9 protein-coding genes and 1 pseudogene are annotated in these 15,042 nt (G+C 57.1%); 6 read left to right on the forward strand and 4 right to left on the reverse strand.

What is annotated here, in order from left to right; genetic code table 11:
- The first annotated feature begins 706 nt into the window (after nucleotides 1-706).
- From LMTR21_RS26170 to LMTR21_RS26180, 3 genes are all read left to right on the forward strand, one after another.
- Nucleotides 707-3,223, forward strand: coding sequence for a PAS domain S-box protein (locus LMTR21_RS26170; protein ID WP_246174249.1), 2,517 nt, complete (start codon nucleotides 707-709; stop codon nucleotides 3,221-3,223).
- Nucleotides 3,220-3,894 (forward strand): response regulator transcription factor, encoded by a 675-nt coding sequence (locus LMTR21_RS26175; RefSeq protein ID WP_065754121.1) that lies wholly within the window; start codon nucleotides 3,220-3,222, stop codon nucleotides 3,892-3,894. Before LMTR21_RS26170 ends, LMTR21_RS26175 begins: the two co-directional genes overlap by 4 nt.
- Nucleotides 3,895-3,991: 97 nt before the next feature.
- A complete protein-coding gene (locus LMTR21_RS26180; protein ID WP_065754122.1) occupies nucleotides 3,992-4,381 on the forward strand; it encodes a response regulator transcription factor in 390 nt (129 codons plus the stop codon).
- A 760-nt stretch (nucleotides 4,382-5,141) separates the two neighbouring features.
- Here LMTR21_RS26180 and LMTR21_RS26185 read toward each other — a convergent pair.
- Nucleotides 5,142-5,333: a hypothetical protein gene (locus LMTR21_RS26185; RefSeq protein WP_141688389.1), complete on the reverse strand. Its 192-nt coding sequence runs from the start codon at nucleotides 5,331-5,333 to the stop codon at nucleotides 5,142-5,144.
- Nucleotides 5,326-5,859 carry a hypothetical protein gene (locus LMTR21_RS26190; protein WP_141688390.1) on the reverse strand — a complete coding sequence of 178 codons (534 nt, stop codon included), beginning with the start codon at nucleotides 5,857-5,859 and terminating at the stop codon, nucleotides 5,326-5,328. The genes LMTR21_RS26185 and LMTR21_RS26190 overlap by 8 nt, the downstream gene beginning before the upstream one ends.
- Before the next feature lie 1,078 nt (nucleotides 5,860-6,937).
- On the opposite strand from LMTR21_RS26190, the pseudogene LMTR21_RS26195 reads away from it, so the two are divergent.
- Nucleotides 6,938-7,843, forward strand: a pseudogene (locus tag LMTR21_RS26195) (TauD/TfdA dioxygenase family protein); the annotation flags it as partial.
- 483 nt (nucleotides 7,844-8,326) lie between these two features.
- Nucleotides 8,327-8,758, forward strand: coding sequence for a hypothetical protein (locus LMTR21_RS26200; protein ID WP_187399415.1), 432 nt, complete (start codon nucleotides 8,327-8,329; stop codon nucleotides 8,756-8,758).
- Between the two features lie 526 nt (nucleotides 8,759-9,284).
- On the opposite strand, the gene LMTR21_RS26205 is transcribed toward LMTR21_RS26200, so the two are convergent.
- A complete protein-coding gene (locus LMTR21_RS26205) occupies nucleotides 9,285-10,877 on the reverse strand; it encodes a carbohydrate porin (RefSeq protein ID WP_084030714.1) in 1,593 nt (530 codons plus the stop codon).
- A gap of 1,718 nt (nucleotides 10,878-12,595) precedes the next feature.
- Between LMTR21_RS26205 and LMTR21_RS26215 the strand changes: the two genes are divergently transcribed.
- Nucleotides 12,596-13,111 carry a hypothetical protein gene (locus tag LMTR21_RS26215; RefSeq protein ID WP_246174250.1) on the forward strand — a complete coding sequence of 172 codons (516 nt, stop codon included), beginning with the start codon at nucleotides 12,596-12,598 and terminating at the stop codon, nucleotides 13,109-13,111.
- A 266-nt stretch (nucleotides 13,112-13,377) separates the two neighbouring features.
- Here LMTR21_RS26215 and hemN read toward each other — a convergent pair whose 3' ends face one another.
- Complete coding sequence (gene hemN, locus LMTR21_RS26220; protein WP_065754126.1) at nucleotides 13,378-14,712, reverse strand: oxygen-independent coproporphyrinogen III oxidase; 1,335 nt, start codon at nucleotides 14,710-14,712, stop codon at nucleotides 13,378-13,380.
- Between the last annotated feature and the right edge of the window lie 330 nt (nucleotides 14,713-15,042).

The following is a 15,042-nucleotide window of genomic DNA, read 5'->3' on the forward strand; positions in this document are numbered from 1 at the left end:
ACGATGGCAGTTCGATTGTACGCGTCCATCAGCACGTCTCGGGGTAAAAAGAGTGGAGATCCTTGTGTGGCCCGAAGCCGAGGCGGCCTCCTCCCCAAGATCCACGCGTGGATTGAAACAAGGCCGCCGGATCGCGTCCTGATCTGGCTCGGTGAGGTCGACGACGCCACCTGGCCGACGCCCTTTTCAAATCCTAAGTTAGACGGGCCAATGATAGACACCTCCCCCAAGGCTTTCCCTGATTGTTGCTCGGTTTATTTTCTTATTTTCGGTCGAAGTGTCGGCCGGGCTGCCGCGCTCCACTGGTTCTAACCGCACTGCCGTGTGGGTTCTACGGGCCCTCATGGCCGCCTCGATCAGCCAATTCATTTAAACGAAAGTCTGTTTCGGCGTCATCAAAGCCCGAAAGCACGGAACCCTGTCTTCCGCTCAAGTCATTGATATAAATGGATTAATTGTACCGAGACAGCCTGACAATGCTAGCGCTAGCTGCTGAATCAGTGCGAGCACAAGGGAGCCTAAAACATTCGTATAGTTCTCTAGCTGCTTTCGTTAGTTTAGGTTGATGGGTGATCAGCTTACTGGATTCAAGTTCGCAAGCTCACGCAGTTTTTTGTGCGGGCGTTGATGACGCTAACTTCGGTGTACCTTCACTTTCGCCGCGACGGCGTTCGGCTATTTGGAAATGATATTGGTGTTTCCACTGATGGGCAGCCTCATCGCATCTGCCATGCTTTTCGTCTTCCCCTTCGCTGTTTCAGCCTACTTCTTTGCGCCGCCTCCTTTCAATCTACGGATGGACGATCCGCAGACGCTTCCTGTGATTGTGGCCTTTGTTGTTGTCTCAATTGTCGGAACGCACCTAATCGAAAAGGTCCGCCGAGAAAGGAACGTTGCGCTTGAGGCCGCAGCGAGGCTCCGGCGCGGCGCGGCTGGGTTGCGCGACCGGGAGAAACAGTGGCGCGAAATCTTCGAGCATAGCCCCGTCATGCACTTCATCGTCAATACCACCGGAATGGTCCTGAACGTGAACACGTTCGGCGCCACACAGCTCGGTTATGCGCCCTCGGAGCTTGTCGGGCATTCCGTGTTGAACGTATTTTTGGAAGACGATCGTCCGTTTGTTCGCGAACGCGTCAGTCTGTGCATTGAAACAGTTGGCCAATCGCACACTTGGGAGATCCAGAAGATCAGGAAGGACGGCTCGGTGCTGTGGGTGCGCGAGAGCGCCAAAGCCATGCTTGGCGCAGACGACAAGCTCGTCGTCCTCATTGCCTGCGAAGATATTACCGAGCGAAAGCGGACGGAAACTGCCCTGCGGCGGAGCGAAGCCCATCTGGCCCAGGCGCAGGAATTGAGCCGCACCGGCAGCTTCGGCTGGAACGTCGCCACCGGCGAGGTCCACTGGTCAAAGGAGACCTTTCGTATCTTCCAATACGATCCGTCGACCCAACCGACGCCGCAACTCGTCGTTGATCGAACCCATCCAGAAGATCGGGCTGACGTGCGAGAGACCATCGAACGAGCGGTCCCAAACGAAGAGGATTTCGAGCACGAATACCGACTGCTGATGCCGGACGGCTCGGTGAAGCATCTCCACGCGGTGGTACGAGCCACTAGAAACGCCTTTGGTGATATCGAGTTTATCGGCGCGGTGACGGATATTACGGCTGCAAAGCAGGCGGAACAGCAGTTGCGTCGTAGCGAGGCCTATCTGGCCGAAGCCCAGCATCTTAGCCACACGGGCAGTTGGTCCTGGGACGTCCACCGCCTCGAATTTGTGTATCGCTCCGCCGAAACCGATCGTCTGTTTGGCTTCGAGCCGGGACAGGCTGTATCGATAGAGACCATCCGGTCGCGTATCCATCCAGACGACTTGCCGCGACTTCAGGACGTGCCGCGCCAGGCTATCATACGCAATGGCGGACACTTCGAATATGATTTCCGAATCCTTCTTCCAGATGGCGCGATGAGGCGCATACATTCCGTTGCGCACGCCGTGGTCGGCAGCGACGGCAACGTCAGCGAGCTCATCGGAACGCATATGGATGTTACCGAGCAACATGCGGCCAGGGAACGATTGGAAAGGGCTCTTGCTGCGTTGCGCGAAAGCGAGCAGCGGTTTCGCGACTACGCCGAAACGGCCTCCGACTGGCTCTGGGAGACCGGGCCGGACCACCGGGTCACGCTTTTATCGGAGCACACCAGCGCAGCAGGCCTTCCGGCTTCAGAGGTCGTCGGACTGCTTCGCTGGGAAATAGCGCGCGATTTCGACGCAGAACCCGAGAAGTGGCACCAGCATCGGGCGACACTCGATGCACGTCTTCCGTTTCGCGATTTCATCTATCGCACCCTCACTCAGATGGGATCTCCAATTTACGTCCGAACCAGCGGCAGGCCATTCTTTGATGCTGACAACAATTTCCTCGGCTATCGCGGCGTCAGCACCGACATCACCGCAACCATCCGCGCAGATCAGGCCGAACGAGAACTGCGGAAGGCACAGGCAGAGCTCGCGCACGTGACGCGGGTGACGACGCTCGGCGAGCTGACAACCTCCATCGCCCATGAGATAAATCAGCCGCTTGCCGCCATTGTCACCAATGGCGAGGCTTGTCTGGGTTGGCTTGGTCGCGAAACTCCTGATCTTTCCGCGGCGCGCCGCTCAGTGGAGTGGATCATCGAGGACGGGATCCGGGCGAGCGAGGTGATCCGCCGCATCCGCGCGCTTGCGAAGAAAGGCGAGATCGAGATGGTGCCGCTCGATATCAACGACATCGTCCAGGAGGTAATCGCGCTGGTGACACGGGAGCTTGTCGGCCATCAGGTGAAGTTGCGGACCGAGTTGGCGCCGGCCCTCCCCCTGATCCTGGGTGACCGGGTTCAACTGCAACAGGTGATCACAAATCTAGTGATGAACGGGATTGAGGCCATGCAAATGGTCAGGGACCGGCCGCGCGAACTGATGATTCAGTCATCTCGAGACGATATGGGACACGTGCACCTCGCCGTGACTGACTGCGGTATAGGGATCACCGAGGACGACGCGGATCGCGTGTTCAATCCCTTTTTTACCACTAAATCAAGCGGCCTTGGAATGGGGCTTTCGATCTGCCGTTCGATTGTGGAGGCTCACGGAGGGAGCCTATCGATCGCTCGCAAGCAAGAGCCGGGCGCGACGTTTCAATTCGTCCTACCGTTCCATAAGGAGGTCGTGTCGTGACTGGGCGCTCCGACTTGCCGCACCAAACCGTAAAGGTCGAGAAGCCCAGCGGAAGGGCGATCGTGTTCGTGATCGATGACGACGTCTCAATGCGTCGTTCGCTCTCGAATCTTTTTCAATCGGTGAACTTGGACGTTGCTGCGTTCGGATCGGCTCAGGAAATGTTGCAGGGCAAGCTTCCGGAGGTCGCCAGCTGCCTCGTCCTTGACGTCAGGCTGCCAGGATTGAGTGGCCTCGAGCTGCAGACCGAGCTAGCCAAGTCGAACCTTCACATTCCGATTATTTTCATCACTGGCCATGGCGACATTCCAATGAGCGTCAAGGCGATGAAGGGTGGAGCGGTCGACTTCCTTACCAAGCCGTTTCGCGATCAGGAGCTGCTTGATGCCGTCGTCGCCGCGACCGAACGGGATCGCAAGAGGCGGGAGGTTGAGAAGACAGTTGCGAACCTGCAGTCCTTGTACGACACCTTAAGCTCACGCGAACAGGCAGTTATGAAACTGGTCGCCGCCGGGCTTATGAACAAACAAGTAGCCGCAGAGCTCGAGCTCGCCGAAATTACCGTCAAGATCTATCGCGGGCGGGTGATGAAGAAAATGGGCGCGCGGACGCTGGCCGATTTAATCAGAATGGCTGAGGCCCTCGGAATTTGTTCCAACCACCCCGAATAAGCCTAAGTATGAGTTTACAATCTCATCCCGCAAGCGCACCCTTTGTCCAGGCGGCTGTGCTTCGGCAAGCGCCGTTCCCGCGATAGAGGGGATCGTCTTGTCCACGCCTCCGCTCATTGCCATCGTCGACGACGACGGTTCAGTTCGTGCTGCGATAAATAACCTTTTGAAGTCCCACGGCTATATCGTTCATACATTTGTGTCGGCCGAGGAGTTCTTGCGCTCGCCCCACCTGAACGGAACATCGTGTGTGATTGCGGATGTGCAGATGTCGATTATGGGCGGCTTGGACCTGCTGGCACATATGCGGGACCATGGCTACGGTGCACCCTTCATTTTCATCACTGCCTTTCCCGATGATCGCGTTCGCGTGCGTGCGCTGAGCGCCGGAGCGATTTGCTTCCTGGCCAAGCCCTTCGCCGGACAGCACTTGATCAGGTGCCTCGATACTGCACTGGATAAGCATCGCGGCGGAGCCAGCGCATGAGACGATAAGCACGCAGTCTGCTCAAAGTTCGGGTCTGATTTGTGAGCGCGGGCCGCGGAACCGCGCGCTTCGCCATACCACAAAGTCGATGAGGACCTCGGCCTCACGCGCAACTCGCCAGCAATCCTTGGCGATCGGGCTTTTTTGCTAACATTCTTCGTTCACTATTCGTCACGTTGCTTGCGGCCGGCCTGCATCAGCTACTGTTGTTGAGGTCTCCAATGAAGCCATCCGGCCAGTCCTCGGTTGCACGAGCTAACCGAAGTTGCACGCCTCGCTTCGGCTTTATGAATCTGAAAAACCAGCACGTTGAAGAAGAAATTGATATTTGGCCTGCCGAGAACCACAGCCGGCTCGATTAAGCCGCCCGCCTCCTCCACTCTCTTGGTCAGGGCTGCCGGAGACTGCCGCTGCGAGAGTGCTGCTCGGGCTTCTGCAAGAGCTCCTTCAAGGGCCGACTCCATGTCATGCTAGGACCCGTGGAACACGACAGTGCGCACTGTTCGGATTTTGGCACCCGGTGCGTGACATATGATGCAAGAAATCGAAGAGTTCTTTGGAATAGGACAGCTCGCCATCGGTGATGACCCGCCATCTCGGTTATCACCCCTCTGGGCGGCCGATGGATTGGGTGTAGATTCGCCTGGAGCCATCGGCGACCAGCGAGATCCGACATCTCGTTGCGGGCCTTAGGCGGCTCCGTCGTAAGTTGAAGCAGATTATCCGCAGGGAGCCCCTGCCCCACACCAATGAGATCTCGCTATGCTTCATCGTAAAACCGCTTAAGCAGGAGCACGCCTACACCTCTTTGAAGTTCCCCTATCTGCAGTAACGTTGCATCGCTTTCTGGGCCGCGCGGAAGTCGCGTTGCTGACGATAAGATGCCGATCAGCAGTTGGAGCAGCTCCTCGATCGCGGCCGCATCATTGCCCTTTTGAAGCCCGTCACTCATGCGAGCAATCTCCTCTATCGCCTCCCAATCTTCCGGAAGCGTGACTTCTCGACAAAAAAGCATCCGTCGAGGGTTTAAAGCTGCGGGTACAGCGAGGCCGCAGACCGAAGAGTTGGAACAGGCAATGAACGGTACTTTTGGCAGTTTCCGTCCCTTTAGATGGGCGCACACTCCGACGGATTGCTGCTTTAGGCCTGCGCGCACGTGTCTTGCTGATCAGCTCGGCCACAGCCTCATCCTCAACCGTGCCGGGTCCACTGGTGGGCGTCTCATCGTAGATGATCGCGATGTGTTTTCCGATGACGCCATTGGGCCAGTTGCCGATCCTATGGGGCCGACCACCAAGCCGGGTCGCCAAGACGATGTTGCTCGGTTCACGTTGGCAGGCCAGCACGATCCCTGTTCGCTGCGTCAGCGCCGAGACAGCGAGCGCGACCGTGTTATGGCCGTAAGCTGCGTGTCTTCGTCGCTGGAAATAGTCAGCATCGCCTTTCGCCCGTTCGGTGCGCATCGGTACCTCCTTCATCGGGATACTCCGAATTCATGCAATAGTCATGCTACGAAGTTGCGGGACAGAACACTAGCAACGAGGCGGGGTCACGCGAGAATAACCTGAGCAAACGTGAATCGCGATGTTCTGGTGACGCGATATTCGATCACTCGCGGAGAGCGCAAACAATGTGCCGGCGGCACTGTCGACCAGCACCCCGTAACTCGATGGTCTACGCGCATCGAGCGGTCGGCTATCGCCGGAGCAGCTGAAGAATGACAGGTGCCACCGCATCGAGGTCAGGGGTGCCGCGATGGTTCCGGAATTTGGTGTGCGCCTTGCTTCACGAGAGAAAACACGCGCAGCCGACAGATCCCTTGGGATCAACGCTGCAGGTTGTCAGATCTCCGACATCTCCGTCTTGAACCCGACGTGGCCTGATGTTGAAAGATGGAAGGTCATCTGATGACTATCGCCTCTCGTGCTGGGCCGAACGGATTGCTGACGATCGTACGCCCCTGTGCCGTTGGCGCCCACCTCACGTATCGTTAGGCTCTGCTTCTTCGCGCGCGCTGCCATCGAGACTAGCAAGCTATCTGGTCGAATTATCGCCTAATCCGGTGACCGTCGCGCCGGGTTTTCCCGATTCTTTGGCGCTCTTGCCTCGTTCGCGGCCCGTTTTCGCGGCTGGCACGGTGCTTGCTGGAGATCACTCGCTAAATGCGAGGTCTGCGGTGACGTCACCAGCGGTCCGCACGCCACCAGGCGATTCGTATCTTTTTGGAAGGACGAGATCTTATCGCGATCCTAGAGAAGTTTCACCAAACCAATGATCGAAGGCAGTCTCGATGAAACTTTCGAATTTGAACCTGCCGGCACGTCGATCCTCAATCAAGCTAGTTCTGCACCGAAGCACGGGAGACCGGCGAGTTTCGGGCGCATCCCATCGACAACGGTACGGACGATAGGTGCGCGGCCGATTTTGCGTCGCACGAACAGCGCACCAAGCCGCCGATTCCGCGGGTTCTGATGATTAAGCAATACAGCCCTTCCCCATTCAGCCCCGCAGCTGAATAGTTCCTTTGGTGAAGAAACCGAAAAGGCTGGAACACCCATGAACGAAACGATCTCAATCGAGAATGTCATTCCGCGTACCGATGTCGTCAAACGCGCAGCGCGCATTGGCGCGGAAATCAGAAACATCAAGCTCTCGAGCGATTTGCCGGATCAGACGATCGCTGCAATCAACAGCTTGCTGCTCGACCACAAGGTGATCTTCTTCCGCAACCAAGGTCATCTCGATGACGCCGAGCAGGAGCGATTTGCCGCCCGTTTCGGGAAGCTGGTGCCGCATCCGATGCTCGGCGTTGCCAAGGGAACGGCATCGCTCCTCGAGCTTGACTCCGCTCGCGGTGGTGGCCGGGCCGATGTGTGGCATGCCGATGGGACCTTCGCCGATGCCTATCCCAAGATTTTGGTTCTGCGGGCCGTTGTGATCCCACTATTCGGCGGTGATACGGTGTGGTCGAACACCGCCGCGGCTTATCTCGATCTGCCGCCACCACTGCAACGGCTTGCAGACGAGCTCTGGGCCGTTCATAGCAACGTCTTCGACTATGCCGGAATGGCCCGAGTCCGCGAGGTCGATAAAAAGCATTTTGACGAGGTCTTCACCAGAACCATCTTCGAGACTGAGCATCCCGTCGTGCGTGTCCACCCCGAGACCGAAGAGCGGACGCTAGTGCTCGGCGCGTTGGTACAGCGTTTTCTTGGCATCCCCAAATATGACGGTCAAAAACTGTTTGATATACTTCAGTCTCATATCACCGCGCCCGAAAACACCGTGCGCTGGAACTGGAGGGCGGGCGATGTTGCGATCTGGGATAACCGGGCCACGCACCATTATGCAGTCAATGATTACGGCGACCAGCATCGCATCGTTCGTCGCGCCACCATCGAGGGTGACGTGCCCGTCAGCATTGATGGCCGGTGCAGTGTAACGCGCGTAAAGGTCACCAAGCAGCCGCCCACAAGGCGTTCACACATTCACGGAGATCCGGCCGTTATAGACTATGCTCCCGCGCTCTCTACTTGTACTAGTTGAGGTCAAACGGCCTGTGCGGGTCTGATGAAGATCTGGTTTCGCGAGCCTCATCGAGAGCGCGGTCGGCGCTGCAGTGTACGTACACCGCTACGCCGCAACGCATAGGCCACCGCGTATGCGCAACGGCCGAGGTAATCAACTCGAGGGAAAGCGAGTTGCCTCAAGGTGCCGGCAAGTGATGGCAGAGGAGATCGGCAGCGGCACGTATCAACCGGAGGAGGTTGACTTTCGTTCGTCCAACGAGAGCCGTGAATATGAGGAGCTCCAAACGCAACGGTTGGCCCGACGTTGCGGCAGCTTGTGACACAATGCATGCCGCCGGACCTGCTCGCGAGGAAGCGGTAGCGCCTTGCGATGGCAAAAGGAGAAAATCGGGTGCGACCAGAACGCGAGCATAGCGTGGTTTCTCACTGGCAGTATCAGGTCAGGTTCGATGTGAATGATTCCGCCACCGCGGAATCGGTAGGCCGAAAGCTCCCTGCTCCGGCACTGGCACCGCTGTTCAATATCCTTGCCAAGCATCGCGCCGCGCCGAAATGCCAGTTCGATGCCTTTGCGGAGTATGTCGCCGCGGCAGAAGAGCACGGCGTCGAAAACTATCCGCTCTACCAGTGGACAAAGGCGACGATCAAGAATCCAGCGAAAAAAGAAAAGTATTTGAAATCCTTTGCACTCCACGTAGACGATCGGGAGATCTATGCCAAAGAGATTGCCGACGCGCTGGAGGCAGACTTGCAACCGCTCACCACTAGCGGGCTCGTCACGCGAATATCGAAGTACGATACCAACCCCGCCAACAATCCTCTGCCGCGGCAGGGCCCCCGTGATTAGGGTGAACTGAACGCCGGCTAACGGCCCCAAGCCGAAGACCATCACTAAGGACGCGCGTCCGCTGTGGGGGATTGTGTTGCAAAGGTCGATCTTCGCAGATGACCGCAATTCTGCAGGCCGTGGGCGCGACTTCCGTATACAAATGTGAGGGACCTCACTGCATCACGCAAAATTTTACAGGCGACTTCAATAATGCGGTTAAGATCATACGATCAGCGATCGCTCGCTGCTTAGTGCTTTTCGCGACAATTTCTGAACCCAGCGACTTTCGACTTTTGCAACACTCTCTGGGGTGAATCGGACAGTGTTGGCGCCGGCCTTTGACCGATGCTCATGGGCCTACCTCGAACGTGTCGGCCTCGCGGGGCGGATCCGACGATTGTGATCAGAAGAGCGCTCGGTGTCGAACCTCAACCAGCCGTATAGAACGCTTCCCGAATGAGATTCGCGATCGCGCCGAAACCAATAATCGTCGCCTTGGTCATGAACCGTTCGGTTTTAGAGTCACTTGACTAGCCTTGAGGACTTAGAAGAATATCGAGGTAGACACCAACAAATTCAGAGCATGTCCCGTTTGGCGTGTGTGTGTAATGCTCGTCGGGTTGTTGATGTATGCCAGTCCTACACTTGCATATATCCCGGGTGCCAGATGCGCGGTATAGGTACCCAAGATCGCTGTGCTGTCGCGATGCACGAGATTCCCTTTAGCCAAGGCAGCGTCCACTGCAAAGTTGCTCCAGACGGTGTTAGTGGCAACAATAGCAATCTGATCACTGGGCCGGCTGTCAAACAGTCCCTTCGCATAGAGACGAAGCTCGTAATATTGACTGACTTTGTTTAAGTCAGGTGGAGCGTACATTACAGAGAACCCACCATAGATACCACGAGATGCCGAGCCCTGTACATCAGCCTGCCAGAGCTGCCTGTCCGCTGCGACGTAGTAGACGCTGTTCGCCTCGGCTCTCGATTGCTGCGGATACTGCAAGTTCTTGTAGCTGCTGTTATTGAAACCGGCGCCCGCCCGCAACCAGGTCTCAGGTACGCCCGGAGCAGCCTTGTTCTTGTAGCCAACTTCATCAAGCAAAAGAATGCCTGTGTTGGCGGTGCTCCAGCTTAAGGCGGTGGGATTTTCGCTGATCTGCGCATACTGACCGTCTGGACTGATTGAGCGCTGGATTGAGACCTTGTCATATAGGTGATCATCAAAATTGTACTTCACGTTGAGAGCTGGCGTAGGCGCGGCATTGTTGCTCATACCAGCTTGATACAGGATATTCGACGAGGGCGCCAAAACGCTTGCTCCTGCATTCCCTCCAACCAATGTGCCTGCGAACTCATTTACATTTCTGAGGTAGCCCATTTTGAGTTCGAGTTTCCTGTCGAAGAACGTCTGGTAGTAGGCCAACGTATTGAGACCTGCTCTATCTGGCCCGCCGGGTTTCCATGTCCAGTATTGCTGCTCGGCTCCCACGATGATCTGACCATCGGGAATTCCAAAGCGGCTGAGATCGTAGGTCACTATCATGAAATTTACGGTACTAAATGTCGGATTCTGGCCCATATATAGCTGATTGGCGGTGGTGGCTCTGGCTGCATTTGGCAGTTGATTGTCTATGACGCTGACTACTGTCCCGCCAACGTAGCCAATCCCGACGTCTGCCAGCGCGGATCTAACGCCGCCTTTATCCTGATCTATCGTATCGGCAGGACCAGGGATATTGAGCCACATACCTTTTTCGCGGAGGTTCTCGAACTTTGCGAATGGGTCGATCTCCTTTTGAGTTCTGTTCTTAGCAATTTCATCCGCACTGCCGCGCTTTGCGGCAGGCACACTGGAATTTTGTGCTAGCGCTGAGCTAGAGACGAGACGCGTTGCTCGTGTGAGCTGGCGGGTTTGGAATTTTGTGGCGGAATCAGAGTCCTTCTCAATTCCTCTTTTAGCAACCTCATCTGGAATGTTGCGTTTTGGCTTAAGCCCATTGGCAGTCTGTGCCGGCGCCGAACTGCCGACGAGGCTCGCAGCTAGGGAGAGTGCGAGAGCAAGCCCTCTTTGCTTCGTAGTTGATCGAAAGCTGAAAACGTCTGTCACAGCGGTCGCCACGACAAAGTAACCATGCATAGTGAACTCCACATCCGAATTGCTAGTCTCGAATAGATTGCGCTCCGGCCTAACTTGCCCGGAGCGCCCCCTACCCTTCTAGTGTCTGGAGGCGGGGCTGACGCTTGGCAGCAATCGGCCCGTCTACCCGCTGAGCCTCCCGAGCCTCGTCACCGGCCGGCGAGCTATTGGCCTGATCGGCGAGCACGTGTCGAGTGCGCCATAACGCGGCCGAGCTAGTCGACTGCTCCAAGGCAGTTCTGCTGCGCTGCCGCCGTGTCGAAAGCGGCCGGGTTTATTCGGCTTCTTTGCTCCGCGAGATAGTTAGGACGGGTGGGCGGCGCCTTGCTGTCCTCGCCACCAATACACTGCGAGCGACCCACCTCTTCCACTACAAGCATGAGGATTTCGGCATTCGACGGCGAAGAGGACGTCTCCTTCGAAAGATGGCAGTGATCAGAAGACAGGGCTCGCGCGCCAGCGACCACGCGTTCGCTCCATGATACTTCGCTGGCATCGCGTTAACCGAGAGACGAGGCAACTGACAGGCCGAAGGCCCCTTTGCAACCTGTGCGCTCGGCGATCGCGCCAGAAAGTGCATCATGGGCTTCCATAAAAAGGGAGCAATCGCGGCTGGAGCCGATTTGACGGCTACAAACGCGCTGGCGCATCCATCAGGGCCGTTGGAGTGGCCAGTTCTATGTTGCATCCCAGTCCTTAAAGTGCGACCCGCCGCGAACCTTCATTAACCGCCGATTGCCATGTGTCCGTCATCTCCACCAACTGCTAACGTTAGTAGTTGACCAGGTCGCAAGGCGTTGCTTATCGATGCAGGATCGTGGCCTGCTCGGGATGAGGCCTCCTCGGCAGCTAGAAGAACTCTGCCGATGCTACTATCATTCCGGAAATCGGGCGTCGGTCACTCGCGAGCGCTGCAGCCACTCAGCTCTTTACGCGCGCATCTCTCGGCGGAGACGCAGCTGAACCGCGATTTTTGATCTGCATCATTAACGTCGTGCTCAAGCGACGTTTTTGAGGGTTGCCCGGATAGGCCCAGGCAAGAAGTTGGCCGAGTTCGTCGTTGCGGTGACCATTAACGATCATCCACAGGAAGCCGGTCCCGTAGGCGAGAGGACCGGCGTCATTGATCCTGCAGATTTATGCCGACCGCCGGCCCCGCCGAACGGGTGTGTTTTTCCCAATCTTTTTCTGTGTAATTTGGCTAGACCAAGTCGGCGATGTGCTCGGTATTCGACTGCGCCCGGCCAGATAGCTTTCAAGAGTATTTGAGCACGCGCCGACTATTCCGGCGCGTGAAGATTGGACTCGGCTGCCAGCTCGCAGAACTCTAAGTGGCGTGTTTCGCCAAGGGATGGACTTGCGGGCCAGGGCCAATGGGGAGGCCTGGCTCACGAGTCGGAATGATAATTCAGGAAACAACGATTGGTTCGCATACGCGCGCCGGCAAATGGAAGATTGTTTGCAGGCTTTTTCTGAATGGCGAGGAAATGCTGCGCGATGACGGATGAAGACGAGAATATTGCTTTGCAGTGGCGCTATGATGTAGGAGCTGACCATGCGCCAAGAGTATCACATCGCGCCGATCATAGGCGGAGATGACAAAACGAAGAGGGCAACTTGCGGATAAGGGTTTGTCGATGGTTGCGGCTCGTTGCAGCTCTTGACCATCGTGTGATAGCGCGTCAACGAGCAAAGCCAATACTGATATCGAGCGAGGGATGATGGAGATGATGGATGAAGCGACCGGTTCGGACTTGCCGCCGTCATTGCACACCTCGTCGAAACGCGTTCCGTGGGTTTTACTGCTCGTAATTGTCCTCGTTGGCCTCTGCGCTGCAGGAGCCTATTTCTGGACTAATGTCGGACAATTTGTCGAGACGTCGGCGGCCCGTGACGTGGGCCCAATGCCAGGCTTGTCACCTGAGGACAGAGCGACCCTGTCGGAGATTCAATCGGGACAACAGAAGACTAGCGATGAGCTCGCGGAACTCAACCGCAGCATCAATGCCCAGCTGGCCGATTTAACACGAATGTCGGATCAAATCGCAGCTCTCACTTCACGACTCGACTCGCTGCAGAACCCGACACCCACGGCTTCTTCTCCTCATGTTCCTCGTCCTGGCCATGCCGTTTCGGAGTCGGCCAAGAAACCCGTGCGATCGACTAAACCACAAGGGCCGGTTTCCGTCGGGGGCGCGCCACTGATTTCAGGACCGAAGGCGGACGAGCCTTGACGACAGGTGCCACAGACCTCCAGCTTGCCAACCCCCGCTCGACGCGGTTGATCGTTTCTCCCCAAGCGGCCTGCCGGGCGATTACGGCGGCGCCAAAGCTTACGGCAGTGCCAGGACCTCTAACGTGAGGCTCGCCGAGGCCGTCGAGATCGTTGCCGCAACGACGGCAGTCTGGCTCAGATTGCATAGAAACATTTTCTATATGGTCGAGGCGCCGTCCTGTTAGCGCGAAACGGTGTTGCTTTTGGATCCGTTTATGCTGCTTGTTAATAAGGTGAACGGTTGAGATAAGCGTCGAATGCGGCAGCAACAGCGCGAATCACAAAGCGGTGCTCCTGCCTCACGCGGATGAAACCCTTTTCGATGTCGATTATCCCGTCCTCGGCAAGCATCGCCAAGCGTTCAGCTGAATCCAGAAAAGGGACCGCATGAAATCCGTGGTTGGTACAGATTGCCGGCACGTCGGCCTCCAGATCGCACATCAGCCGCTCGATGATCGCGGCTCGGACGCGGTCTTCATCGGTGAGACGGTAGCCTTTTGACGTCGCCAGACGGCCTGCTCTGATGTGCCCGCTGTAGGAGCCTGTTGCAACATCGTTCTGGACGTAACCGTCGCCGAGACGGCCGATGGCCGACGTGCCGAAGCCGATCAGGGTTTTGCAGGTGTCAGCCGAGTAACCCAAGGAATTACGCCGCAGCCGACCGGCCTTCTGCGCCAGAGCGAGCTCATCGTCCGGCAAGGCAAAATGGTCAAGCCCGATTTGGAGGTAGCCGGCAGCGACCAGCGTACCGGCCACGGCCGCGGCCTGGTCGGCGCGGGCAGCACTGTCCGGCAGCGCCGCCTCATCGATCAGGCGCTGACGTTTCATATACGAAGGAACGTGCGCGTAGCCGAAAACCGCAACCCGGTTCGGGCGCATGGCGACCGCCATCGTCGCGCTCTCGACGCAGGACTGCACCGTCTGATTTGGGAGGCCGAAAATAAGGTCGAAATTGATGCGGCTTATTCCGTGCTGGCGAAGATTATCGACGGCAGCGGCGGTCTGCGACTTACTCTGGACCCGGTTGATCGCTTTTTGAACAATGGGATCGAAGCTCTGCACGCCGAGGCTCGCGCGGTTCACGCCGGCTGCTCCTAAGGCTTCGGCCATCTCGACCGTGAACGTGCGCGGGTCGATCTCGACGGCGATCGCAGCCGTTTTCCTGAAGGCGAAGCAGCGGCGCAGGAGCTCCATCAGAGCGAGGAAATCCGCTGGCGCGATGAGGGTCGGCGCTCCGCCGCCGAAGTGCACGTCGCTCACGGGCAGCGCTTGCGGCGCTTGCTCCGCGACCAAACGGATCTCCTCACGCAGCACCGACAAATAATTGAGGACCGGCGCATCCCGGCGAGTGCTGGCCGTAGGAAAGCCGCAATACCAGCAGGTCGATCGGCAGAACGGAATGTGGAGATAGAGCGACACGGGCTCGTCAGGCGGCAGGCGCCTCAGCCATTTCTCACAATCCTGTGCACCGACCTCCGCGGAGAACTCTGGCACGGTTGGATAGATGGTGTACCAAGGCAGGCGGGCATCGCAATACTTTTTCTGGATTGAGGTCTGCAAAGGTTACTTTCCCAGGCGTTATATAGAATCATCCTAACCGCTGCGCGCCCCCTGTGTCTTTGCGCCATATCAAACGATCGGCGTTAGCCCAGAACTCTGCATCCCGTCCATGCTAAGGTAAATCGGTTAGGATGATAGTAGGAGAGATAGCCACTCCCTGACACTCGTTTGATGCTTGTGAAGAGAAGGACTTTATTGCACGACTGATGTTGAAGCAGTGCTTATGTGATGATTTGAGGTGCGACGACCATTCTGCTTTCGAGGCCCATCCCGCATCTTCGGTTTGATAGATGCGCTCGAGGCGGAACGAGTGCTTTACGGGGAATTGCC

The sequence above is a fragment of the Bradyrhizobium paxllaeri genome (assembly GCF_001693515.2).
Taxonomy (GTDB): Bacteria; Pseudomonadota; Alphaproteobacteria; order Rhizobiales; family Xanthobacteraceae; genus Bradyrhizobium; species Bradyrhizobium paxllaeri.